21 protein-coding genes and 1 pseudogene are annotated in these 23191 nt (G+C 64.2%); 17 read left to right on the forward strand and 5 right to left on the reverse strand.

All coding sequences use genetic code 11. The features are described 5' to 3' along the window. The first annotated feature begins 89 nt into the window (after positions 1–89). The 9 genes from CFB89_RS19430 (at position 90) to CFB89_RS19470 (ending at position 9670) form a co-directional block, all read left to right on the forward strand. On the forward strand, positions 90–2609 hold the full coding sequence (locus CFB89_RS19430; RefSeq protein WP_256979713.1) for a type VI secretion system Vgr family protein: 2520 nt from the start codon (positions 90–92) through the stop codon (positions 2607–2609). After that, positions 2602–4563, forward strand: a complete 1962-nt coding sequence (locus tag CFB89_RS19435) for a DUF3274 domain-containing protein (RefSeq protein ID WP_089469262.1) — start codon at positions 2602–2604, stop codon at positions 4561–4563. Before CFB89_RS19430 ends, CFB89_RS19435 begins: the two co-directional genes overlap by 8 nt. After that, a complete protein-coding gene (locus tag CFB89_RS19440) occupies positions 4553–5281 on the forward strand; it encodes a hypothetical protein (RefSeq protein ID WP_089469263.1) in 729 nt (242 codons plus the stop codon). Before CFB89_RS19435 ends, CFB89_RS19440 begins: the two co-directional genes overlap by 11 nt. A 60-nt stretch (positions 5282–5341) precedes the next feature. Further along, positions 5342–6040 (forward strand): hypothetical protein, encoded by a 699-nt coding sequence (locus CFB89_RS19445; protein WP_256979714.1) that lies wholly within the window; start codon positions 5342–5344, stop codon positions 6038–6040. A gap of 61 nt (positions 6041–6101) precedes the next feature. Further along, positions 6102–6821 carry a hypothetical protein gene (locus tag CFB89_RS19450; protein WP_256979715.1) on the forward strand — a complete coding sequence of 240 codons (720 nt, stop codon included), beginning with the start codon at positions 6102–6104 and terminating at the stop codon, positions 6819–6821. A gap of 34 nt (positions 6822–6855) precedes the next feature. Continuing rightward, the gene (locus CFB89_RS19455) at positions 6856–7113 is read left to right on the forward strand and encodes a PAAR domain-containing protein (protein ID WP_089469445.1); all 258 of its coding nucleotides are present in this window, start codon (positions 6856–6858) and stop codon (positions 7111–7113) included. Further along, positions 7110–8522 carry a hypothetical protein gene (locus tag CFB89_RS19460; RefSeq protein ID WP_089469266.1) on the forward strand — a complete coding sequence of 471 codons (1413 nt, stop codon included), beginning with the start codon at positions 7110–7112 and terminating at the stop codon, positions 8520–8522. Before CFB89_RS19455 ends, CFB89_RS19460 begins: the two co-directional genes overlap by 4 nt. Then, the gene (locus tag CFB89_RS19465) at positions 8519–9022 is read left to right on the forward strand and encodes a hypothetical protein (RefSeq protein WP_089469267.1); all 504 of its coding nucleotides are present in this window, start codon (positions 8519–8521) and stop codon (positions 9020–9022) included. Before CFB89_RS19460 ends, CFB89_RS19465 begins: the two co-directional genes overlap by 4 nt. Before the next feature lie 183 nt (positions 9023–9205). After that, positions 9206–9670 carry a thioesterase gene (locus CFB89_RS19470; RefSeq protein WP_089469268.1) on the forward strand — a complete coding sequence of 155 codons (465 nt, stop codon included), beginning with the start codon at positions 9206–9208 and terminating at the stop codon, positions 9668–9670. 46 nt (positions 9671–9716) lie between these two features. Here the strand turns inward: CFB89_RS19470 and CFB89_RS19475 are convergent, their stop codons facing one another. The 4 genes and pseudogenes from CFB89_RS19475 to CFB89_RS19490 all read right to left on the reverse strand — a co-directional run bounded on the left by CFB89_RS19475 (position 9717) and on the right by CFB89_RS19490 (position 14196). After that, on the reverse strand, positions 9717–10769 hold the full coding sequence (locus CFB89_RS19475) for an AI-2E family transporter (RefSeq protein ID WP_089469269.1): 1053 nt from the start codon (positions 10767–10769) through the stop codon (positions 9717–9719). Positions 10770–11002: 233 nt separating this feature from the next. Beyond that, complete coding sequence (locus CFB89_RS19480) at positions 11003–11587, reverse strand: YSC84-related protein (protein ID WP_089469270.1); 585 nt, start codon at positions 11585–11587, stop codon at positions 11003–11005. A gap of 64 nt (positions 11588–11651) precedes the next feature. Next, complete coding sequence (locus tag CFB89_RS19485; RefSeq protein ID WP_089469271.1) at positions 11652–12038, reverse strand: YqjD family protein; 387 nt, start codon at positions 12036–12038, stop codon at positions 11652–11654. A gap of 285 nt (positions 12039–12323) precedes the next feature. Next, a pseudogene (locus tag CFB89_RS19490) lies at positions 12324–14196 on the reverse strand (ExeM/NucH family extracellular endonuclease). A gap of 206 nt (positions 14197–14402) precedes the next feature. On the opposite strand from CFB89_RS19490, the gene CFB89_RS19495 reads away from it, so the two are divergent. The 8 genes from CFB89_RS19495 to CFB89_RS19535 all read left to right on the forward strand — a co-directional run bounded on the left by CFB89_RS19495 (position 14403) and on the right by CFB89_RS19535 (position 21392). Then, positions 14403–14756 (forward strand): YciI family protein, encoded by a 354-nt coding sequence (locus CFB89_RS19495; protein WP_006482933.1) that lies wholly within the window; start codon positions 14403–14405, stop codon positions 14754–14756. Positions 14757–14881: 125 nt separating this feature from the next. After that, complete coding sequence (locus tag CFB89_RS19500) at positions 14882–15301, forward strand: YciI family protein (protein WP_089469272.1); 420 nt, start codon at positions 14882–14884, stop codon at positions 15299–15301. Between the two features lie 26 nt (positions 15302–15327). Continuing rightward, positions 15328–15744 carry a VOC family protein gene (locus tag CFB89_RS19505; RefSeq protein WP_089469273.1) on the forward strand — a complete coding sequence of 139 codons (417 nt, stop codon included), beginning with the start codon at positions 15328–15330 and terminating at the stop codon, positions 15742–15744. Further along, positions 15741–17009 (forward strand): RNA polymerase sigma factor, encoded by a 1269-nt coding sequence (locus CFB89_RS19510; RefSeq protein WP_089469274.1) that lies wholly within the window; start codon positions 15741–15743, stop codon positions 17007–17009. Before CFB89_RS19505 ends, CFB89_RS19510 begins: the two co-directional genes overlap by 4 nt. Before the next feature lie 215 nt (positions 17010–17224). Continuing rightward, positions 17225–17647, forward strand: coding sequence for a rubrerythrin family protein (locus tag CFB89_RS19515; RefSeq protein ID WP_089469275.1), 423 nt, complete (start codon positions 17225–17227; stop codon positions 17645–17647). 123 nt (positions 17648–17770) lie between these two features. After that, the gene (locus CFB89_RS19520) at positions 17771–19108 is read left to right on the forward strand and encodes a heterodisulfide reductase-related iron-sulfur binding cluster (RefSeq protein WP_089469446.1); all 1338 of its coding nucleotides are present in this window, start codon (positions 17771–17773) and stop codon (positions 19106–19108) included. A gap of 29 nt (positions 19109–19137) precedes the next feature. After that, on the forward strand, positions 19138–19719 hold the full coding sequence (locus CFB89_RS19525) for a DUF3501 family protein (RefSeq protein WP_089469276.1): 582 nt from the start codon (positions 19138–19140) through the stop codon (positions 19717–19719). 731 nt (positions 19720–20450) lie between these two features. Next, a complete protein-coding gene (locus CFB89_RS19535) occupies positions 20451–21392 on the forward strand; it encodes a transposase (RefSeq protein WP_089469278.1) in 942 nt (313 codons plus the stop codon). A gap of 123 nt (positions 21393–21515) precedes the next feature. On the opposite strand, the gene CFB89_RS19540 is transcribed toward CFB89_RS19535, so the two are convergent. Beyond that, complete coding sequence (locus CFB89_RS19540) at positions 21516–23057, reverse strand: mannose-1-phosphate guanylyltransferase/mannose-6-phosphate isomerase (RefSeq protein ID WP_089469279.1); 1542 nt, start codon at positions 23055–23057, stop codon at positions 21516–21518. Positions 23058–23191 lie beyond the last annotated feature (134 nt).

Below are 23191 nucleotides of genomic sequence, written 5' to 3' on the forward strand. Positions count from 1 at the left end.
GAATTCGTCTGATTGCTGCTTGGGTCCTGATCCGTTAGTGTCCGGCGGAGTATTCCGCCGACATTTGGGAGGGCCTATTGACAGCGAGCATGGCTATCGTCAACGCAACCGCGCGCGCGGGCGTCAACATCCACCAGTTCTACAGCCTCGACATCAAGGGCAATCCCGCTGCCGCGCTGGCGGACATCTACGAGTTCGAGGGCGCGCGCGGAATTGGTGAGCCGACAAAGTACACCATCCAGTTCACCCATCCCCGCCATGACCTGTCGCGCGGCGAGTTTCTGAACAGGATCGGCACGTTCGTGATCCAGCCTCCGCCGCGCGACCGTTGGAGGCAGCCGGAAGACGCGCGACGTGTGCAAGGTGTCGTGACGGGATTCGCGCTGAAGGATACCCATCGCGACCAGTCCCTCTACGAGATTGTGCTGGAGTCTCGACTGGCCTTGCTTCGTCATGCACCGAAGTGCCGGTTCTTCTTGGACATGACCGTTCCCGATATCATCGAACAGATTCTCCGGGAACACGCGTTCAACAAAATTTTTGCCGGCTTTGAATTCACGTTGCACCGTACCTACCGCAAACGTAGCTTCGTGATGCAGTGGGGTGAGGACGACCTCGCGTTCATCACAAGACTGTGCCGCCGTTCGGGCATCTGGTTCGTATGCGAAGCGGGCGAGCGCTGCGAACAGGTGCGCTTCGGCGACGACTATGCGCACTACCGACGCGATCCCGACCGCCTGACGGTTGCCTACCGGCCGCACAGCGGGCTGGAATCCAGCGGCATCGAATCCGTCAATGAACTGCAGATGAGCGCAAGGACGCTGCCGGAGACTTATACGGTCCGCACGTTCAGCACGGAGGCGCAGCTTTCCGAACCGATCGAGGCAGTCAGCCCGATCCGTGAGGACCGCACCACCTATGGCGACGCATATACGTGGGGCACGCCGAACCAGAGCGTGGACGAGGCGAAGGAGGAAGCGCTGCTTCGGCGCGAGGCCGCGCTGGCCGAACAGGTCGAGTATCGCGGCGAGTGCGACATGCTGGACCTCACGCCCGGGTCGGTGTTGAAGTTGTCGAACCGGAAGCTGCCCGATGCGGAGCACGGTTTGCTGGTGGTCCGGATGGCATGTCGCGCGTCGCGCAAGCAGGCGTATCGCGTGAAGTTCGACGCGATTCCGTCCGACCGTCAATACCGGCTGCCGTTGAAGACGGAGACGTGGCCGAAGATTCACGGCGTCATCACGGGGACCATCGCGTCGTCGGGTGGCTGGAAAGACCCTTACCTGGACGGGCAGGGCGAATATATCGTTCACCTTCATCTGGACCGCGACACGCGGATGCCGGGTCTGCGAAGCTGCCCGATGCGTCTTGCCAAGCCATTCGCAGGACCGAATCAAACTGGCTTTCATTTTGGACTGGTCGAAGGCACCGTTGTTGGCGTGAGCTTCCTGTGGGGCTGCGTCGATTTGCCGTTCATCAGCCACGTGCTCCATACCGCGCAGCACACGGACCCGATCGTCTCGGGCGTTCCGTGGGGCACGCGCAATACCCTGCGGACCCGGTCGAACAACACCCTGGAGATGGACGACCGGGACGGTCGCGAACACATCAAGTTGGCGACCGAGCATGGCAAGACGCAACTGAATCTCGGCCACACCGTCGACCGTGACCAAAAGCCGCGTGGCGAAGGCTTCGAACTGCGCACGGACAATCGCGGACACGTGCGAGCGGGTGGCGGCATGTTCGTGTCGGCGGATCGGCAGGAGAAGGCGCGAGGGGAGCAGGCGGACATGCGTTCCGCGACCAACCAGTTCCAGTTGACGCAGGCGCATGCGAATGGGTTGGCGGAGGCTGCGCGGGTGGCGAAAGCCGAGATCGCGGACCTGAAGGCCGAAAACGCGTGGCTCAAAGATGAACTGGCGGGCCTGAAAAAGTCGGTCATCGCGCTGTCCGCGCCGGCCGGCATTGGCGTGGCGACTCCCGACCGCGTGATGGTGTCGGCGGGCAAGGACGTGAGCATCGCCACGTCGTCGCGATTCAACGTGAATGCGATACGGAATGTCGCCATCGCCGCAGGCGACGTGTTGTCGCTGTTCGCGCACCGGATGGGCATTCGCCTGTTCGCCGCACGCGGCAAGGTTCAGATTCAGGCGCAGTCGGACGCGATGGAACTGGTAGCACAACAGAACATGCAATTGAGCAGCGCGGCGGGCACGCTGACGGCGAACGCAGCCAATGGCGTTGTGCTCAGTGGCGGCGGCACGGCTTACGTCAAGGTGCAGGGCGATAACGTCGAGATTGGCGGTGCAGGAAGCCTGATTCTGAAGATCGTCGAGATTCAGAAGGAAGGTCCGGGCGCGCTGTCGTTGCCGTTGCCGAAGTTCGATCAAACCACGATGGCGAATGACGAGCGGTTCATCCTGAGCGACGGCGTGACCGGACGACCCATGAAGAACAAGCCGTACAAGATCCAACTGGCGGACGGTCGACTCGTGGAGGGCGTGACGAGCGCGAAGGGGGAAACGTCGTTGACGCCGAACGACATCGCACAGGGAATCAAGCTGATGCTGTCGAAGAACAACGACAACGGAGCTCGAGCAAATGGATGATTCAGTTAATCGGTCGGGCGATACGGCGAACACGCCGACCGAAACACAGCCGGAGCACTATCGGCATGAGGACGCAACCCGCATCGTGCCGATGCAGCGCGATCACCTGGGCCGGCCGTTCTGGGAATCGTACCTGACACCGACGGGCTATCAGGTGCGAGCCGAGGTGCGGATTCCCCCGCATTTGCCCGGTGTCGTCATCTTCGTGCACGGCGTGAATTCCGAGGGGGAGTGGTATGAGGCTGCAGAGCAGGCGTTGTGTCAAGGGCTCAATGAACGGCTAAATCGGAGTGATCTGAAGGCAAATGCCTACAGCACGACAGATGGTGAATATCCTGTCCCTAGGCATATCGCTAAGGGAGATCAAGGTAACTCGCCCGTGATCCGCTTCTACTGGGGCTACCGGGCGCAGAAAGGTCAGGAGAAGAACTGGCGGATCGCGTTGCGCGATCAGCAGGGTTCCGATTTTTGGGCGCCGGAATGTACGCCACACAAGGTTGAGGACCACCGCCAAAACACGCCGTGGTATTGGGGCGGCGGGCCATTCCAGAACGGCACCAACAACCTCCAGCAGCTTTGGAGTGAAAAAGGCTTCACGCGCACGATCTACGGCTTCGACTTGCAACGGCTCAACACGGAAGTGGAACGGCAGTTGCAGGATGCGCCACCGCGCGACTATTACGCGCACGCCGCACAGCGTTTGGCAAACCTGATCGACGAAATTCGAACCGAGTGCCCGCGCGACACGGTGACTGTGATGTCGCATAGTCAGGGCACCATGATTGCGATGGCTGCGACGGCCCTATGCAAGACTCGCGCGCCCGACGCATTGTTCGTGATGAACTCGCCTTTCGCGATGGATGACAAGACAACGGATGCGTTGACTTGCGGGAGCGAGCGACCGACCGCGCAGGCGCGCGTTAACACGTTCCGCCAGATTGCGAATCGCATCAAGCGGGACAAGCGGGTCTTCACCGCAGAAATGATGGAGCAATTGCACGTCGGTGCAACGCAGGACATGAATTTCTGGCGGCCGGACGTGAAGCTGCATTACGGCGTGCCGGAGCGCGACAATCACGGCCGCTTATACGTCTATTTCACGCCGCATGATCGGGTGATGGGTATCACGACGTTGCAAAGCATTGGCTGGCAAGGCATCGGCGATGAACTGCTGACGGAACTGGGCGACACCGTCAAGCAGCGGATGCTGGCGCGTGAAATGGCGGTGGGTGATGAATCAGGCGTTCGGCCATTCGGCACGTTGCCGCCGACCCCGGAGAACAAGTTGGTCCCTGGTGCGAAAACGACGGACTTCTGGAATGGCAATCGCGGGCCGGCTGGCGGGGTATTCGGTCTGACAAACCTGTGGGCGGTACCGAAGCCAAACCAGACCGTCACGATCAATGCGGAGCAGGTACCGAATCCGCTGACGGCGGAAGAGATGCGGGATTTTGAAGAGTCGCGCAAAGTCGCGCCGGAGTGGGGAAAGTTTGTTCCCGATCCGCTTGACCCGGAAAAGGGAAGGTATCTGGATCCCACCTTTCCCAACTTTGCCTCAATGTATGAACGCGAAGAATACAAAACACGCGAAGACGTGTATGCCAACAGCGGGCGCATGCGTTCACTCGAAACACAAGAGGAACTCCAGGAGCGGATCAACAATTACCGTCCCGAGCCGACCAATCACAGCACGCTTCCGTCGCATGCGGAGTTCATGAAACGGGTCGTGGCCTGGGACTTGCCGATTGGTTTTTGTGATGCTGCCGAGGACTGGGATTTCTGGGCTCGACTGATCAAGAAGGCTGACTGGACGCGAGGCTACGATCCGTACTTTACGGACGGTGTTCTCAAGGCTGTCGAAAAGCCGGACATGATCGACTGGAGCACAGTGGCGGAAGAAAAGAGCCGCGCCGACGCAAAACGAATCGAATGGGGGAATTCCAATGGTGCGTAACTTCGTCATTGTCGCGCTGCTGTTGCTGATGCAGGCCTGTAGTGCACCGCGCCCGTATTCGTTTAACCTCGCGGACTTTCTGAGCGCCAAGGAACTGCCTTACGACTCGTCACCCCAAGTCATTTACCGACTTGACGATCACCGGTTCGTGACGCTGGAGCGGTATCGTGATTGCTATCACGGCGAGACGTTCTATAACGATACGAAGGCGAACATTCGCAAGAAGATCGGAATTGGTTTGTTCGAGGATTTTCAAGGACGAATAGTCAACGCCGATCAGACAGGGATGAATATCGTACTGCCTCTTGCACTTCCACCTCGAATTTCATGCGGAGATCGAGGTTGTACCGTTCCGCTGTGGTACTCGACGGATGGCGGAGCGACTTTCCATCTTTTGACGTACATGCCTCATAGCTTCAAGCCGTTCGAGGATTCGAAGGACTATACGGTGGCGGTCACGAGCGACAAGCTGTTTATAGCCAAGAAATTCCAGTACAGAAGCGATCGCCCTGAATACGATCTAAACGTTCGACAATATACGCTTGCCCCGTTTGCTGATCGGAGCAAGCCTTATCAACCGATCGTTGAGTCGGATAGTGCATGGGCATCCAAGAAAAAGCTGATGCCGGACGGACTTCGCACTCCCTCCGGTCAAGACCGCATCACGTGCGATTCATCAATCAAGCCGACCAACCTGGATGCGCCGCTGGTGCGCTAATGTGCATCTCCCTCGCTGCAAGGAACGACATCATGAAAAATCCTGTTTATGGAAATCCCTATGGTGCGTAATCTCGTCATTGTCGGGCTGATGCTGATGATGCAGGCCTGTAGTACACAAAAGCCATATTCGTTTAACCTCGCGGACTTTCTGAGCGCCAAGGAACTGCCTTACGACTCGCCACCCCAAGTCATTTACCGACTTGACAATTACCGGTTCGTGACGCTGGAGCGGTATCGTGATTGCTATCACGGCGAGACCTTCTACAACGATACGAAAGCAGGTATCCGCAGGAAGCTTGGACGGGGTACCGTCGAGAATTTCCAGGGGCGAATCATCAATGCCGATCCGACTGGAATGAATCTCGTGTTTCCATCCGCAGTCGCGCCTTATACAGTTTGTGGCGACAGAGGATGCAACCCCGTCATGGCTTACTCAACGGATGGCGGCAACACGTTTCATGGGATGGTGTATGCGAGGCACATCTATAAGCCGTTCGAGGATTCGAGGAGATATACGATATCGGCAACGAAAGATCGTGTTTATATCGAAAAGCATCGTCAATATGATTCTTATGTCGTTTCATATCCATTGATTCCGGGATTTGTCTACGACGGCAAGAGCGACATACCTGACAGCAAGCATGTCGAATACGACACAACTGTCCCGCTCGGTTTAAGGACGCCATCGGGCCAGGACCGCATCACGTGCGACTCATCAATCAAGCCGACCAACCCGGATGCGCCGCTGGTGCGTTAGAACGCGCGTCCCTCGTTGCAAGGAACAACATCATGAAAAAATCCCGTTTATGAAAATTCGTATGGTGCGTAATCTCGTCATTGTCGCGCTGATGCTGATGATGCAGGCCTGTAGTACACAAAAGCCGCATTCGTTTAACCTCGCGGACTTTCTGAGCGCCAAGGAACTGCCTTATGATTCGCCGCCCCAAGTCATTTACCGAATTGACGATCACCGGTTCGTGACGCTGGAGCGGTATCGTGATTGCTATCACGGCGAGACCTTCTACAACGATACGAAAACAAGTATCCGCAGGAAGCTTGGGCGGGGTACCGTCGAGAATTTCCAGGGGCGAATCATCAATGCCGATCCGACTGGAATGAATCTCGTGTTTCCATCCGCAGTCGCGCCTTATACAGTTTGTGGCGACAGAGGATGCAACCCCGTCATGGCGTACTCAACGGATGGTGGCAACACGTTTCATGGAATGGTATATGCGAGGCACATCTATAAGCCGTTCGAGGATTCGAAGAGATTTACGGTTGCAGCAACGAAAGATAAGCTGTTTGTCGCCCAAGTCGATTATGGTGATGAAGACGGTGATCCTTACGTGAAAGAATACCCGTTGCTTCCGAATATCGATCTGAGTAAGCCATATCCTGCGGGCGTACGCAGTTCGACATTTTTGGCGTCGAAGAGACCAGGTCTTTTTTCGAAGCTTCGCACTCCCTCCGGTCAAGACCGCATCACGTGCGACTCATCAATCAAGCCGACCAACCCCGATGCGCCGCTGGTGCGTTAGAACGCGCGTGTCCCTCGCTGCAAGGAATAACACCATGAAAAATCCCGTTTGTCTCGGTGACTCCACAACACACGGCGGCACCGTCAAAACCGCCTCGTCCACGTTCGCCCTCGACGGCCGCAAGGTAGCCTTGCTACACGACATCGTGTCGTGCCCCGAGCACGGCGATAACCGCATCATCGAGACGGGCGTCGGTTATAGCGAAAGCGGGCGCAGGTGGGTCGTCGATCGGTGCCGCACAGAGTGCGGCAGCCATGTCGTTGCCCAATCGTCGGGAGTGTCGATCGCATGAGCATGCAATGGCACATGCGTCCGCCCTTGCCACGCGTATGCGGCAAGCCGCCGCCGCTATGGATCGCGTTAGCCATCTACGTCGTCATCCAAGCGGCCGGCGTGGTCATCACGGTGCTGACCTGGGGGCCGCAGCCGGTCGCGTCCGGCGACTTTTTTGTGCGCTTGCTGGTCTTGCCGCTTGCGCTGACGGTTGCTTTATGCGGGAGCCTCTACAGCGGCTACGAGCAGGAGGTCAACGATACGGACTGGTGGAACTTCCTGTGCCGGGAGACCCAGTCGAGTTGGCGACGCTGGGCGCAGCGGCGCGTCGTCATCGTCGCGAGCACGACACTCACACCGGAGGCCGAACTGGGCGAGCGCATGTTGGGCTTGGAAGGACCGCGTCCGGCGAATGCCGGTAAACGGCTACCGCTGGCGAACCATGACCAGGCATCCAGCGAAGCGCGGCTCGAAGGCGTACTCACCAGCCTGTTGACGCCATTGTCAGCGACGATTGCAGGCGTCGCGCGCACCCGCTCGATGCACGTCTACCTGCAATCGGCAACGCAGGACGATTTGTCCGAGTTGAGGCAGCTTTGGCAACGCCTGCGCCTGCCCGATCTCGTCTCGTTCTCATGGGTATCGCTCGATACGCCGCTGTCACTCACCGAACCTTGGTTTGGCAACGATCAACCGCCGGCGGAGTTCGTGCTGACCCTTGCTTGCCAACTGCATCGACCTGACCAGGCACCAGCCTGGTCGGAGGCCGCCATAGCGCTTCTCACCACCTCATCGGACGTGATGCGCAATTACCGTGGCAAGCGCAGGCCGCAGGCGTATCTGTTGCGACCAATCACGGCCGAAGCCGATGAGGTGACAGACGCAACCGCCGCTCTTCTGCGCGCGCAGCAGGTTCCGCCCGACCGGATCAAGCACCTGTGGACGAGCAGTCTACCTGGACATCTCCGGCACGCTACCGCAGCCGCGGTCAAGGACAGCGGGCTCGATTTGCCGACGCACGACCTCGATGAAGCGATGGGTGAGCCGGGGCCAGTCAGCCCGCTGCTGCTGCGCGCATTGGCGGCGCAGATCGTGCAGCACGGCCAAGGCGTACAACTGGTCGCCACGCCGACACGGCACGGTGTGCAACTGAACCTGATTGGCACACAGCTGGCGCCGGTTGAACCCGTCAAGTCCGAGTATTACCGGATGCTCAGTTTGTCTGCGACCATCGGCTTGATGGGGGTGGCCTGTTTGACGATGTTCGGAGCCGAGACGTTGGGCGTCATGAGACCGTGGATCGGCTGGGCGGTGCTGGCGCTCGTGATCCTGATGTTGCCGATCCAGATAGGCGGTTCGATACTGAACCGGCGTCTACTGGAAGACGACTTTTTCAGTGAGTTGCAACGGTCAAAGGAACGCACATGAGTAAGCTCGGGACACGCGATGCGTGGCACGAAATCGAACGCGAGGTTCGCAAGCGGGGGCGGTGGAGCAATCATCGCCGCTACGCCGTACTGTATCTGTTTTGGGTGGGCGCGATTCTCTGTGCGGTGTGGGAGACGATCGTTTGCTGGATGGCTGCACAGGCACTGGATAGCACCTGGCCGTTCATGCCAGGAGCTGGACTGTGGGCTGCGACGCTGTGTTGGGTTGGCCCGGACGCGCTTCGTCACTGGCGACAGCAGGTGGCGATGCGTCTGTATCACGAGGACATCGCCGACGGCTTATGTTCCGATCGGGCCATGCAGATCACGGCGGAGAACGGCTGGCGGTGGTACAAGCAGCAGGGTTCGCCGCTGTGGATCAGTTCGACACGCGTCCGCCCCAAGGTGCGTGTCGCGGACGCCTTCTATCGGTTGTGCGGTGACCTTCCCCTGCCTCGACGCATGCGCGGTCGCGACCTAATCCACCCACTTGACGAGTAGCCATCGAGAGTACTTTCGAGAACCAATTTAGGATTTGTCCCATATATTGTTTCGGCCGCTCTCCTTAAAGACATTGCCAGCAAACGGCGGCGTGACCGGTGCGTCACGCCGCCGTTTTCATTTGCGCGGCGAACAGGGAGGCGCAACATGCACGCGAAGACAAGGCCGGACGTACTGGCGGGGATGCGCGATCGAACGAAGCGGCGCATCGGCGCCAGGCTGCGGATCGCCGCAACGGGGATCGGCGCCGCGCTCGCGATGTCGGGCGCCGGTGCGGCCGGGCATGCGAACGCGGATGGCGTCGTGCGATTTACCGGCGTGCTCGTCGATCTGTACGACGTGACGTTCGACGCGCCGTCGATCGGGGTATCAAGCCGTGCGACGGCGGCGACGCTCCGGTTCGATGCGCATGGCCGGCGCTTGCCCGGCGCGCACGTGGCGCTCATGGGGCTGGACGGCCAGCCGATTTCCCGGTCGGCGGGAACTGCGATTCGCGCAACTTGGCACGACGCACGCGACAATCGCATCGTGTCGCTGGAATCCGGGCGCGCGCATCGCATCGGCCCGTACGGCGGCGTGGTGACGATTGCGGCGGATGAAGCAACGGGCGCCGTGGCGCCCGTCGTGATCCATATCCGTCATCCTTGACCGGCGAGAGCCGCGCGCATGCGGATCGCCGGCCACCGCCCGCGTGTCATTCGCCCTGTTCGGCGCGCGCGTAGATGTCCCAGCTCGCCATGAACAGCGCGGCGACGAGCGGCCCGATCACGAAGCCGTTGATGCCGAACAGCGCCATCCCGCCGAGCGTCGAGATCAGCACGACCCAGTCGGGCATCTTCGTGTCCTTGCCGACGAGGATCGGGCGCAGCAGGTTGTCGACGAGGCCGATCACGCCGACGCAGAACGCAACGAGGATCACGCACTTCCATACCGCGCCGATCATCAGGAAGTAGAGCGCGGCCGGCACCCACACGAGGCTCGCGCCGATCGCGGGCAACAGCGACAGGAACGCCATCAGCGCACCCCACAGCACGACGCCCTCGATCCCGAGGATCCAGAAGATCAGGCCGCCGAGCGCGCCCTGGACGAGCGCGACCGCGATGTTGCCCTTCACCGTTGCGCGCACGACCGTCGTGAATTTCGCGAGCAGCAGGTTCTTGTGCTCTTCGTCGAGCGGCAGCGCACGGCGCACGCGGCGGCCGATCTCGCCGCCGTCGCGCAGCAGGAAGAACACCATGTACAGCATCACGCCGAAGCTCACGACGAACTGGAACGTGTTCTGGCCGATGCTGAGCGCCTGGGCGGCGGCGAACTGGCTGATCTGCGCGGCGCCGTCGGTCAGCTTCTTCTGGATGCCGGGGATGTTGGTCAGCCCGTATTTCTGCAGCAGGTTCTGGATCGACGTCGGCAGCGCATGGATGATGTCATGGAAGTACTGCGAATAATTCGGCTGGGCGTCCTTGAGCTCCTGGTACACGTACGCGATTTCCTGCACGAGCGTCGCCGTGACGAACACGAGCGGCAGGATCACGATCAGGATGATCAGCGACATCGTGACGAGCGCGGCCAGATTGCGCCGCTTGCCGAAGCGTGCGGCCAGCCAGCGCTGCACGGGCTGGAACAGGATCGCGAGAATGGTGCCCCAGAAGACCGCGCCGGAGAACGGGGCGAGGATCCAGCAGAGTCCGACGGTGACCGCGAACAGCAGGAAGTAGAAGAATTTTTGGTGATCGTGTCCGCTATCCATGGGTGACATTCGCGCAGATTGATGCGTGGTTTGATTGAATCTCGTTGTCCCGCGCGCGATCGGTTCGCGAACCTCAGGTTCGCGCCGCAACGCGCCGCCGGGCGGCCCATGCGGAGTATGCCCGCAAAGGTGCCGCCATCATAGCCGCTGCGCGATGCACATGCGAAAACGCCGCGGCCGAGGCCGCGGCGCTGCCGGGAAGCGAACGCGGCGCGAGGCCGCGCGCCGCATCGTCAGATGTTGAGCTTGGTGACCTTCGTGCCGTTCACCGACAGGTCGCCCATGAGGCCCGCGTTGGTCAGGATCAGCACTTCCACCGGTGCGGTGGCCGTGTTGGAATCGACCGCGCCGTTCGCGCCGACCTTCACGACCGCGACCGACGCATCGGCGCCGGCCGACCAGCCGTCCGACTTGCGGAACGAGTCGAGCGCATCCTGCGTCATGAACAGGAACACGACCGCCTTCGATTGCGCGCCGGCCTGCAGGCCGACCGACAGCGACGACGTGTTGTAGTAGCCGACGGTGCTGCCGCCCACGCGCAGCGCGCCGTTGCCGGACTGGGCGCCGACGATGAAGCCGGCTTGCAGCACGTTCGGGAACACGAGGACGCCGCGTGCTTTCGAGACCAGGTCGCGCGAACCGGGCACCGTCGAATACAGGCGCGATAACGTCGCGTTCACGCTGGCGTCGATCGACTCGCGCTTCGACGCGCTGGCCGCGGTGCTATCGGGCTTGCCGGACGTGGTCGTGCAGCCGGCAAGGGCGAGGCTGCCGAGCATCACGGCAGCGGCGGCTTTCATGGCGAGGGATTTCTGCATGGCGTTTCTCCTTCGTTGTCTGATGAGTGACGGGCGAGGCGGGCGGCGGTGCACGCCGCCCCGTTCAACGGCGGGAAAGCAGCAAGCCCGCAACGAACGCAAGGCCCGCGACGACGCCGGCGGTTTGCCACGGGTTGTCGTGCACGGCCTGCGACACGCGTTCGGCCGATTCGCGCAGCCGGGCGGCCGCACTGCCCGATGCGTAGTCCAGCGCGCCGCGCGCTTCGTCGAGCCGGGATTGCACGCGCTTGCGCAGCGCGGCGATATCGCCATCGCCATCGTTTTTCAGCAGATCTTCCAGTTCGTCGACCAGCCCGCGCAGATCGTCGGTCACGTCGTCATGCAGATCGCGGGCAGCCGCGCGCGTCGTGCGGCCCACGCGTCGGCCGGTGCGACGGATATCGGACAGCCCGCGGTCCAGCTTGTGTTCGATCGAGTCGGTAAGCGCCATGGTGTTTATCCTCCTTTGATTCAAGGCAATTTGAAGATAAGAAGAATCGCTGCAACTTATGTGATTCACTTGATCCGATTGAGTTTCGAGACAAATTTTCAATTCGTCGGCGGAATCGCCGGGAAACCCCGTCGCGCGGGGCGGCGCAGCGGTTGAAAAAATTTCGTGCTTCGGGGCGATACAGCGTGTCGAGCAGCGGGTCGCAGTGAAGGTCCGGTAAATATGGCGCCGCCACGGGCATCAGGTAAATAGTGCCGTTGCAGGTTGGTTGTTGATGCAAATGCACTACTCGACGCCCGGTGGAGGCGCACGATTCGTGCCTGATGCCGGCTGGGTGCCGGTGTCGTTCAGTGCGACGTCGATGACGACGGGATCGTGGTCCGACGCGCGGTAGGCGTCCGGCGCGTAATAAGCCGCCCGTCGGGCACGCGTTTTGTAATCGGGCACGGGTTGTAGCGCGAGCGGTTCGTCCGCATTGATGTGCCAGAACCGCACGGCCTTCACGCGCGCGGCGAGCGGCGGCGTGGCGAGCGCATGGTCGAGATTGCCGGCTTCGCCGCGAAATACGTAGCTGTACGCAGCATCGCCGACGAAGCGCGCGACCAGGTTCGCGTAGCCGCGCGCTTCGAGCGTGCGGACCGGGTCTTCCTTCGCATAACTGTTCAGATCGCCGATCAGCAGCACACCGTCGGCCGCGACGCCCGTCGGCGACGTGGCGAGCCAGTCGGCGACGCGCGCGGCCGCCCGCGTGCGCGCCGCGTTCCAGCAGCCTTGGCCGTCCGACTGGTCGAGATCGGCGCCGCTCGCATGCGGGCAGTTCTTCGACTTCAGGTGATTGACCGCGACCGTGAGCGCACGCTTGCCGCCGATGCGCCGGAACGTCTGCGCGAGCGGCGGGCGGTGCCGGCCGCCGAGCGAGACGGTGGCGGCGCGCCCGACCGGCTCGACCGTGCGGCTGTCGTACAGCAGCGCGACCGCGATCGCGTCGCGGCCCAGCCCCGCGGTGCCGGGATCGACCGCGCGCCAGCCGTCGCCGAGTTGCGCGGCGAGCCGACGGATGGCGCTCGCGTCGCCGTGGCCGTTGTTCGCGATTTCCATCAGCCCGATCACGTCGGCGCGCAGCGCGCGCAACGCCGCGACGATCTTCGCTTCCTGGCGCGCGAACGCGGCCGGTGTTTTCGCGCCGCGATTGGCCGGCGCGTCGAATCCGCCGCCGTGGCCGTCGCCGTTGAAATAGTTGAAGACGTTGAACGACACGATGCGCACGTCGGCATCGGGATGCCGGGCCGGTGCCGCGGTGCGCGGGTTCGCGGCGGCATCGAATACGGGCGCCGTGCCGGCCGCCGGTTGCAGCCGCCATGTGCCGTAGCGCAGCTCGAGCACACCTTCGACGCCGCGTACCGTGTAGCCCGCGCGCAGCGTGTTGGCGGCGCTCAGCGCGGGCGGCGGATAGCGGACGGTCGGCGGGTCGCGTCGGTTCGAACCGTCGTCGAGCACGATGCGATTCAATGCGTTGGCCGCTGCCTGCGCGGCAGCGTCGGCCGGCGGCGCGACCTGGGTCGGCACGCGCAGCCGGCCGTTGCTCAGCACGATGCTGCCGTAGCGGCCGAGTTCGTAGGTATCGCTGACCGTCAGCGTTTGCGGCAGGCGTACGCGCATGGCTTCGTGTGCGGCGAGGACGGCGGGCGACGTGACCGGCAGCGTGAGCGCGGCCGGTGTGACCGTCTGCCCGCGGGCGCAGACGGCCACGCGGCCCGTCAGCGTCAACTGCGTCCGGCCGTATCGCTCGTCGACCTTGCCGGTGAGGTGCACGAGATCGCCGGGTTCGGCGCGCGCGTTCGGCGCGTAGACGAACAGGCCTTCCGAAACGCCCGGCCGGCGCTGCCGCCGTGCGTCGGCCTGCTGGACGAAGAAGCCGCCCAAGCCGTCGGCGCCGCCGAACGCCGCGGTGACGACCGCCTCGATCGACGTCGTTTGCCCGGCGAGCGGCGACGGACCGCCGGCGCGGCGGATCTCGGCAATCGCCGTGGCCGCGCCGCCGCAGCCGCTGCTGACCGGCGGCGCGGCGGGGGGGCGGTCGGGCGCAGAAGGCCACGGGCAGCACGACGGACAGCACGGCGAACAGCGCGACGGCAAACAGGGGCAGCGGGCGTGACATGGGGCGGTCCACAGGATGAAAATCCGACAGTTCGGGACCGCATCTTGAAGGCAAAATGTCAGGCTGCGGTCGAAATGGCCGTTCGGCCATTGCCGGTTGGCCAACGATGCGGCAAGCCGCTCCGCGGCTGTTACGCTTTCGCACCGGGCATCGTGTACCGCTCGTCCGCTGCATGCCGCCGCGCCCCGTTCCCACAGGAGAAATCCATGTCTTACATGCTGTTGATTGTCGAACCGACCGAACAGCGCGCCGAGCGCACGCTCGACGAAGGCCAGGCGCTCTATGCGCGGATGGTCGATTTCGCCGAGTCGCTGAAGGCGCGCGGCGTGCTGCGCGGCGTCGAGTCGCTGGAGCGGTCCGAGCGCGGCACGCGCGTGCAGGTGCGCGACGGCGAGACGCGGCTGCTCGACGGCCCGTTCGCGGAGGCGAAGGAGATGGTCGGCGGCTTCTTCCTCGTCGACGTCGACACGCGCGAGGAAGCGATCGAGATTGCGCGCCAGTGCCCGGCCGCGCAGTGGTGCACGGTCGAGGTGCGCGCGGTCGGCCCGTGCTTCCTGTGAGCGTCGCGACTCGGTATTTACCCTGATCTGTCGTGGCGCGTGTCGATCCGGCTGTGTTGCGCTCGTCGTCAGGGTAAGGCGCCGCGGAACGGGCGCCGCTTTCCACCGACGACAAGGAGTGAACGATGCGATTCATGATCATGATTCGGGCGAACGCGGTCAGCGAATCCGACGCGTTGCCGGACGACCGGCTGGTCGAGGCGATGACGGTCTATCACGAGGAACTGGCGAAGGCCGGCGTGCTGCTCGACGCCAACGGCCTGAGGCCGAGCGCCCACGGCTGGCGCGTGCGCTACACGGGCGGCAAGGACACGGTGATCGACGGCCCGTTCGCCGAGACGAAGGAACTGATCGCCGGCTATACGCTGATCCAGGTGCGCTCGCGCGACGAGGCGCTCGAATGGACGCGCCGGTTCCCCGCGCCGTTCGGCGCCGAGCTCGATTGCGAGATCGAGGTGCGGCCGCTGTTCGAGCTCGACGACCTCACGCCGAGCGATGCGGTCGAGCGGTTCCGCGATCTTCACGTCGGCCGCGGCCACGCCTGAATCCAACCTCACCGGGAGCACCCGTCATGCACAAGATGGTTTTCATCAACCTGCCGGTAGCCGACCTGCCGCGCGCGAAGACGTTCTACCAGGCGCTCGGCTTCGAGGTCGTGCCGGCCTATACCAACGAGCAGGCCGCCTGCATCAGGATCAGCGACACGATTTTCGCGATGCTGCTCGTGCGGCCGTTTTTCCAGACCTTCACCGACAAGACCATCATCGATCCGGCGACGCACATCCAGGTGCTGTCGTGCCTGTCGTGCGACAGCCGCGCCGAAGTCGACACGCTCGTCGCGAAGGCGCTGGCGGCCGGCGGGGCCGCGCCGCAGGCGCCGCGCGAGTATCCGAACATGTACGGCCACGCGTTCACCGATCCGGACGGCCACACGTGGGAGCTGATGGCCATGCCGCTCGATGCGTCCGCCCAGGGGCAGGCGTCGTGACGCATGAGGCGACGCATCGTGCGATCGAAGCGGTCTGGCGAATCGAGGCGCCGAAGATCATCGCGCGCGCCGCGCGCGTGGTGCGCGACGTCGGCGTGGCCGAGGAACTGGCGCAGGACACGCTCGTCGCGGCGCTCGAGCACTGGCCCGTCGACGGCGTGCCCGACAACCCCGCCGCGTGGCTGATGACGGCCGTGAAGCGTCGCGCGCTCGACCGGGTCCGGCAGGAGTCGCTTCATGCGGCCAAGCGCGACCAGCTCGGCCACGAGATGGACGCGCTCGAAGCGCACGTCGTTCCCGACATCGCGGATGCGCTCGCCGACGCGCGCGACGACGACATCGGCGACGACCTGCTGCGACTGATCTTCACGTCGTGCCACCCGGTGCTGTCGACCGACGCGCGCGTCGCGCTGACGCTGCGGCTGCTCGGCGGGCTGACGACGGGCGAGATCGCGCGCGCATTCCTGACGCCGGAGCCGACGATCGCGCAGCGGATCGTGCGCGCGAAGCGCACGCTCGCGGCGGCGCACGTGCCGTTCGAGGTGCCGGCCGCCGATGCGCGGCCCGCGCGGCTCGCCTCCGTGCTCGAAGTGATCTATCTCGTGTTCAACGAAGGCCATGCGGCGACGGCGGGCGACGACTGGATGCGCCCGGCGCTGTGCGACGAGGCGTTGCGGCTCGGCCGCGTGCTGGCCGGGCTCGCGCCGGACGAAAGCGAAGTGCTCGGGCTCGTCGCGTTGATGGAGCTGCAGGCGTCGCGCATGCATGCCCGTGTCGACGCGCAGGGCCGGCCCGTGCTGCTGCTCGACCAGGACCGCAGCCGCTGGGATCCGCTGCTGATCCGGCGCGGCCTCGCGGCGCTGGAGCGGGCGACGAAGCTTGGCGGCGTGCGCGGGCCGTATGCGCTGCAGGCCGCGCTCGCCGCGTGCCACGCGCGGGCGCAGCATGCGGCGGACACGGATTGGGCGCAGATCGTCGCGTTGTATGACGCGCTCGCCGAAGTCGCGCCGTCGCCGGTCGTCGAACTGAATCGCGCGGTGGCGGTGGGCATGGCGTTCGGGCCGGCCGCGGCGCTCGAACTCGTCGACGTGCTGCGCGACGATCCGGCGCTCGCGCGCTATCACTGGCTGCCGAGCGTGCGCGGTGATTTGCTCGCGAAGCTCGGTCGCGCCGACGAGGCCAAGCTGGAATTCCGCCGCGCGGCGGAACTGACGCGCAACGAGCGTGAGCGCGAATTGCTGCTCAAGCGCGCGATGGATGCGTGACGCGGCCCCTCGTGCATGAGCGGAGCGCGCGGCACCGCGCGTCGCCCGCGACCCGCCCCCGGCACTATCGCCCGCATTGAAAAAGCCTATTGGGGGATGCGGACGGGAGCGCCTAGATTGAAGAGCACGACGCGCGCCCGGCGCACGCATCGTTCCCCACATATCTGATCGGCCCGGCGTCGCACGCGGCCGCGCCGACTCGAACGGAGGCGCAAATGGCTCAACTCAAGGGCAGCAAGACCGAAGAGAACCTGAAGGCCGCCTTCGCGGGCGAATCGCAGGCGAATCGGCGCTATCTGTATTTCGCTTCGAAGGCCGACGTCGAGGGGCAGAACGACGTCGCCGCGCTGTTCCGCTCGACCGCCGAAGGCGAAACCGGCCACGCGCACGGCCATCTCGAATACCTGGAAACCGTCGGCGATCCGGCCACGGGCCTGCCGTTCGGTTCGTCGCGGCTGAATCTCGAATCGTCGATCGCCGGGGAAACGCACGAATACACCGACATGTATCCGGGCATGGCGAAGACCGCGCGCGACGAAGGTTTCGACGAAATCGCGAACTGGTTCGAGACGCTCGCGAAGGCCGAACGCAGCCACGCGAACCGCTACACGAAGGCGCTGGACAGTCTCGTCGACTGACGGGCCGCCGCAGGTCGCACGGCATCTCCCGCGCGACCGGCACGCGGCCGGCTGTTCGTTCATCGCCGCCCGCCTCGCGCGGGCGGTGCGCTTGCGCACATGCGCGCCATGCGGGAGCGCCCCATGCCCCACAAGGAAGGCAGTCTCGAAGCGCCGACCCGGCATCCGCTCGACTGGCAGTCCGAAGCGTTCTACGACCAGGCCGAGATCGATGCGGAAATGACCCGCGTATTCGACATCTGCGCCGGCTGCCGGCGCTGCGTGTCGCTGTGCGGCGCGTTTCCGACGCTGTTCGACCTGGTCGACGACACGCCGATGGGCGACATCGAGGACGTGCCGAAGGAAGCGTTCCGCAAGGTCGTCGACCAGTGCTATCTGTGCGACCTCTGCTACATGACGAAATGCCCGTACGTGCCGCCGCATGCATGGAACGTCGACTTCCCGCACCTGATGCTGCGCGGCAAGGCCGCGCGTTACAAGCGCGGCGAAGCGACGCTGCGCGACAAGGTGCTGTCCAATACCGATGCGCTCGGCCGTCTCGCCGGCATTCCGGTCGTCACGCAGACGATCAACGCGGTGAACCGCACGCCGCCCGCCCGCCACGCGCTCGAAGCGGCGCTCGGCGTCGATCGCAACGCGTGGCTGCCGGAATTCACACCGCGCACGTTCCGGCGCGCGGCCGGGCGCTCGGCGAACCCGCCCGTGCGCGACGGCGAACGCACGCCCGGCAAGGTCGCGATCTACGCGACGTGCTACGTGAATTTCAACGAGCCGGGAATCGGCCACGACCTGCTCGCGATCCTCGCGCACAACGAGATCCCGTACGAACTCGTCACGCGCGAAGCGTGCTGCGGGATGCCGCTGCTGGAGCAAGGCAACCTCGCCGGCGTCGCCGCGAAGCAGGCGGTGAACATCCCGGTGCTCGAACGCTACGCCCGTGAAGGCTATGCGTTGATCGGCGCGATCCCGAGCTGCGTGCTGATGTACAAGAGCGAGCTGCCGTTGATGTTCCCCGACGACGCGGCCGTGCGCGCGGTGGCCGACGCGTTCTGGGACCCGTTCGAATACGTGATCGCGCGGCATCGCGACGGGCTGCTGAAGACCGATTTCAAGACCGGCCTGGGCACCGTGTCGTATCACGTGCCGTGCCATGCGCGCGTGCAGAACATCGGCCGCAAGACGGCCGATGCGCTGTCGCTCGTGCCCGATACGCGCGTGAACGTCGTCGAGCGTTGCTCGGGCCACGCGGGCACGTTCGGCGTGAAGAAGGCATTTCATGCGGATGCGATGCGGATCGGCGCGCCGGTATTCAAGGCGATGGCCGAGCCGCGGCCGGACGTCGTGTCGTCCGACTGCGCGCTCGCCGGCCATCACATCGTGCAGGGCATCGACGAGAACGGGCTGTCGCCGGCGCCGCTCGCGCATCCGCTGACGCTGCTGCGGCGCGCGTACGGCATCTGAGCCGCGGCCGGCCATCCACGAGGACATCCATGACGCTGACCCGCGACTCCCTGCTGACGCTCGAAGCGTACGCGAAGATCCGCAAGGCCGAACATGCGCGGCTCGTCGCGTACAAGCGCCGCCGCGCGGTGGCGCTGGGCAACCACCTGCGCTTCCTGTTCGAGGACGAGACGACGATCCGCTATCAGATCCACGAAATGTTGCACATCGAGAAGATCTTCGACGAAGCCGGCATCGAAGGGGAGCTCGACGCGTATCTGCCGCTGGTGCCGGACGGCACCAACCTGAAGGCGACGATGCAGATCGAGTACGAGCACGAGATCGAACGGCGCGCGGCGCTCGCGCGGCTGATCGGTGTCGAGGATCGCGTGTACCTGCGGGTCGACGGGCATGCGAGCGTCTACGCGATCGCCGACGAGGATCTCGATCGCGAGAACGCGGAGAAGACGTCGGCCGTGCACTTCGTCCGCTTCGAGTTCGATGCGCCGATGCGCGCGGCGCTCAAGGGCGGGGCGGCGCTATCGATCGGCTGCGATCACCCGGCCTACACGATGCCGGCGCAGCGCATCGACGCGGACGTGAGCGCGTCGCTGGTCGGCGATCTGCGCTAGCGCCGCCGTCCCCCGCCGCGCGCCGCCCACGCCGGCTTTCTCCTTTCCGTCCCTGCGGGCCAGCAGCCGCCCCGCACGTCGTGCGGCGCGGCTGTCTGCCGGTTGCCGCGAAGTTGTAACAAGCGTGACGGATTTGCATGCGGGGACACATCGGGCGCATTGCGTCAGCGTCTTTTCATTACTCGCGGAGAAATAATAAAGAGATTGTGCGTGGAGATAATTTGATTCAACGCAAATTGAATGATTTACCGATTCGTGAATGTCTTGTTACGAATTTTCCCCTGATTTACCGATTTCGGGAAACGGTTTCGGAGATTGTTGCCGGCAGGGGCGGACCAGGCGGTAACCCCCGGTTGCGCGGCATTCTTCAGACGCTGCGGAGCCCCGCCGGACGGGCCTTTCCAGCCGCCGGCATAAAGATCCCGCAAAAAAATTCAAGCGTAAATGGATTGCCCGCCCATGGCAGGTTGTTTCAGTACGTAACATTAAGTCATTGTCATATTGAGATAAACCCTGAGGATGGTATGCTTCGTGCACAAAAATTCCCACATTGGAGTGAGACCGCGATTTGTGCGCCATTGCCGGGAATCGCGGCACCGTGAAAGTGCGGTGTCGCCCGGTATGCACAACGCCGGATAACCATAATGTGCAACCTGGCCGCCCCGCGACGCGATGTGTCGTGACGGCGCCGCCAATCGCAGCCCCGGCCTGGCTGCGTGGAGAGATCGACTATGTTCTTCGATGAGCTTAACGATGAAGAGTGGTTTCGCCTTTCAGCGCTGATCGCCGATGAACCCATCAGGCTGAACCGTCGTGGGCGTCCCCGTGCCGAACCGCGCGTCGTCGCGAACGCGGTGCTCTGGATCCTGACGACCGGGGAAGCCTGGTCCAAGCTGCCCGGCCGCTATCCGTCCGGGCCGACGTGCCGTCGTCGCTACGAGGAGTGGCTCGCGAACGGCACGCTGCTGAAGATGATCGACGTGCTGACCCAGTTCAGCGGGCGCACGTTCGCGTATATTCCGCCGCCGCCGGAGGCCGTCGTGCCGGCTCGCCGCGCGGAGCCCGCGCCCGACAACGACCGTTTGCGCGGCGTGTTCTGGCAGAACCCCGAATCGTGGCAATTGCCAGTTGCCCAGGCAAACGTTTGGCAGGGCGAGGGTGCGTCGCTGAGCGCGATGGCGGACGACCAGATGGACGGCCGCGCCGCCGTGTCGTTTACCGTGCCCGGCGCGCCGGGCACGGAGTTGCGGCATGCGCGGGCGTCGGCGGCGAGCTTCGCCGCGGCCGAGCCGCAGGTCGACGAGTATCGCGGCTATACGATCAGCGGCATCGCGCAGCCCGTGCAGAACCTGATGTATCGCGCGTGGGCCGAGATCTCGCAGGACGACCGTCGGGTCGAACGCTCGGGCCTGATCGGCCCGCGCTTCACCGATGCCGAGGCAGCCGAGCAGTACGCGCTCGACTGGGCGCGCCAGTGGATCGATCGCCACGGGGCGAGCGACGCACCGGCGTGCGAGCCGCAAGGCGAAGTGCTGGCCGGTTTGTCGGCGCTGGCGCGCGCGGAATCGGACATCAAGCGCTTCATCGCCGAGCGCCGCGCGGGCGCGTTGTCGGAAAGCCGCAACGATCCCGTGCAGTCGGAGCATCGCGAATACGCGTACCGCGTGGGCTGATCGCCGTTGCCGTGTCATGCGCGGCCCGTCGTGTGCCACGACGCCCGCGCGGAACTGCAGTGTCTCCCTGTCCGCGTTGCCCGGGCGCCGCCGTCGAAGCGGCGCCCTTTGTTGCATGCCGCGTTACTGCCGGCCGTAGGTATCGTCGAAGCGGACGATGTCGTCCTCGCCGAGATACGCGCCCGACTGCACCTCGATCAGTTCGAGCGGCATCTTGCCCGGGTTTTCCAGGCGGTGCGAGACGCCGAGCGGAATGTACGTCGATTCGTTTTCGGACAGCAGGAACGTTTCGTCGCCGCGCGTGATGCGCGCGGTGCCGCGCACGACGATCCAGTGTTCGGCGCGGTGGTGGTGCATCTGCAGCGACAGTTGCGCGCCCGGCTTCACGACGATGCGTTTCACCTGGAAACGCTCGCCCATGTCGACCGAGTCGTAGTGGCCCCACGGACGATGCACCTTGCGGTGATCGGTCGCCTCGGTGCCCTGTCGCGCCTTGATGTGCCCGACGATCTTCTTCACGTCCTGCACGCGCGATTTATCCGCGACGAGCACGGCGTCGGGCGTTTCGACGACGACCAGGTTCTGCGTGCCGACGCACGCGACGAGCCGGCTTTCCGAATGCGCGAACGTCGAGTCGGCGCCTTCGAACAGCACGTGGCCGCGGCCGACGTTCCCGGCATCGTCCTTCGGCGAGATCTGCCAGATCGCGTCCCACGAGCCGACGTCCGACCACCCCGCGTCGAGCGGCACGACGACGCTTTCGCACAGTTGCGGCAGGCTCGCGAGCGGTTCCATCACCGCGTAGTCGATCGAGTTCGACGGCGACGCGGCGAACGCATCGCGATCGACGCGGAAGAAATCGCCGTCTTCCTTGCCCTGTGCGACGGCCTGTTCGCAGGCCGCGTAGATCTCGGGTTCGAGCTGCCTGATCGCCTTCAGCCAGACCGACGCGCGCACGATGAAGATCCCGCTGTTCCACCAGTATTCGCCCGACGCGACGTACTGCTGCGCGAGTTCGAGGTGCGGCTTCTCGACGAAACGGTCGAGGCGGCGGACGTCGAGGGCGCCCGTTCCGGCGTCGCCCAGCGGCGCGCCGACGCGGATGTAGCCGTAGCCGGTTTCCGCGTGCTTCGGCACGATGCCCATCGTCGCGATCTTGCCTTGCGCCGCGCAGTGCACGCCGGCCGCGACGGCCGCGTGAAAGCGCGGCACGTCCGCGACCGCGTGGTCGGCGGGCATCACGGTCATCACCGCGTCGTTGCCGCCGGCGACGAGCCGCAACGCGGCGAGCGTCAGCGCGGGCGCGGTGTCGCGGCCGAGGGGCTCGAGCATGATGGTCGCGTTCTTGGCCGTCAGGCGCAGCTGTTCGGCGGTCGTGAAGCGGTGATCCTCGCCGCACACGATCAGCACGTCGTCGTTCAGCGGATGATCGGCCGTCAGGCCGTCGAGGCGCAGTGCGGTGGATTGCAGCAGCGAATGATCGCCGAGCAGGCCGATCAGCTGTTTCGGAAAGCGCTCGCGCGACATCGGCCACAGGCGTGTGCCGGAACCGCCGGCGAGAATCACGGGCTGCACGGCGAGGCGGGTACCGACGGCGGGCGTGCCGACGACGGGTGCGGCGGAAGAAGAATGGCGCGTTTCGGCGACCACTGCCGGAGCATTCATGATGACACTCTCCACGGTTGAAGTCAGTGCCTGTCGTTGTAGCATGAAGTAAATCGACAATAAAACCGGGCCCAATGCCGGATATCCGCCGCGCCGCGATCCGGGAGAATTTTCCGCGGTAGCACCGGCCGCAA

The organism is Burkholderia sp. AU16741 (genome assembly GCF_002223345.1).
GTDB classification, from domain to species: Bacteria; Pseudomonadota; Gammaproteobacteria; order Burkholderiales; family Burkholderiaceae; genus Burkholderia; species Burkholderia sola.

Bases quoted from the DNA above. Each gene is read 5' to 3' on its own strand.
- CFB89_RS19495 (WP_006482933.1), top strand. From the start codon at position 14,403: ATGTCTTACATGCTGTTGATTGTCGAACCGACCGAACAGCGCGCCGAG.
- CFB89_RS19525 (WP_089469276.1), top strand. From the start codon at position 19,138: ATGACGCTGACCCGCGACTCCCTGCTGACGCTCGAAGCGTACGCGAAG.
- CFB89_RS19505 (WP_089469273.1), top strand. From the start codon at position 15,328: ATGCACAAGATGGTTTTCATCAACCTGCCGGTAGCCGACCTGCCGCGC.
- CFB89_RS19515 (WP_089469275.1), top strand. From the start codon at position 17,225: ATGGCTCAACTCAAGGGCAGCAAGACCGAAGAGAACCTGAAGGCCGCC.
- CFB89_RS19475 (WP_089469269.1), bottom strand. From the start codon at position 10,769: ATGGATAGCGGACACGATCACCAAAAATTCTTCTACTTCCTGCTGTTC.
- CFB89_RS19450 (WP_256979715.1), top strand. From the start codon at position 6,102: ATGGTGCGTAATCTCGTCATTGTCGCGCTGATGCTGATGATGCAGGCC.
- CFB89_RS19430 (WP_256979713.1), top strand. From the start codon at position 90: ATGGCTATCGTCAACGCAACCGCGCGCGCGGGCGTCAACATCCACCAG.
- CFB89_RS19485 (WP_089469271.1), bottom strand. From the start codon at position 12,038: ATGGCGCTTACCGACTCGATCGAACACAAGCTGGACCGCGGGCTGTCC.
- CFB89_RS19465 (WP_089469267.1), top strand. From the start codon at position 8,519: ATGAGTAAGCTCGGGACACGCGATGCGTGGCACGAAATCGAACGCGAG.
- CFB89_RS19470 (WP_089469268.1), top strand. From the start codon at position 9,206: ATGCGCGATCGAACGAAGCGGCGCATCGGCGCCAGGCTGCGGATCGCC.
- CFB89_RS19480 (WP_089469270.1), bottom strand. From the start codon at position 11,587: ATGCAGAAATCCCTCGCCATGAAAGCCGCCGCTGCCGTGATGCTCGGC.
- CFB89_RS19460 (WP_089469266.1), top strand. From the start codon at position 7,110: ATGAGCATGCAATGGCACATGCGTCCGCCCTTGCCACGCGTATGCGGC.
- CFB89_RS19435 (WP_089469262.1), top strand. From the start codon at position 2,602: ATGGATGATTCAGTTAATCGGTCGGGCGATACGGCGAACACGCCGACC.
- CFB89_RS19535 (WP_089469278.1), top strand. From the start codon at position 20,451: ATGTTCTTCGATGAGCTTAACGATGAAGAGTGGTTTCGCCTTTCAGCG.
- CFB89_RS19455 (WP_089469445.1), top strand. From the start codon at position 6,856: ATGAAAAATCCCGTTTGTCTCGGTGACTCCACAACACACGGCGGCACC.
- CFB89_RS19445 (WP_256979714.1), top strand. From the start codon at position 5,342: ATGGTGCGTAATCTCGTCATTGTCGGGCTGATGCTGATGATGCAGGCC.
- CFB89_RS19440 (WP_089469263.1), top strand. From the start codon at position 4,553: ATGGTGCGTAACTTCGTCATTGTCGCGCTGCTGTTGCTGATGCAGGCC.
- CFB89_RS19540 (WP_089469279.1), bottom strand. From the start codon at position 23,057: ATGAATGCTCCGGCAGTGGTCGCCGAAACGCGCCATTCTTCTTCCGCC.
- CFB89_RS19520 (WP_089469446.1), top strand. From the start codon at position 17,771: ATGCCCCACAAGGAAGGCAGTCTCGAAGCGCCGACCCGGCATCCGCTC.
- CFB89_RS19500 (WP_089469272.1), top strand. From the start codon at position 14,882: ATGCGATTCATGATCATGATTCGGGCGAACGCGGTCAGCGAATCCGAC.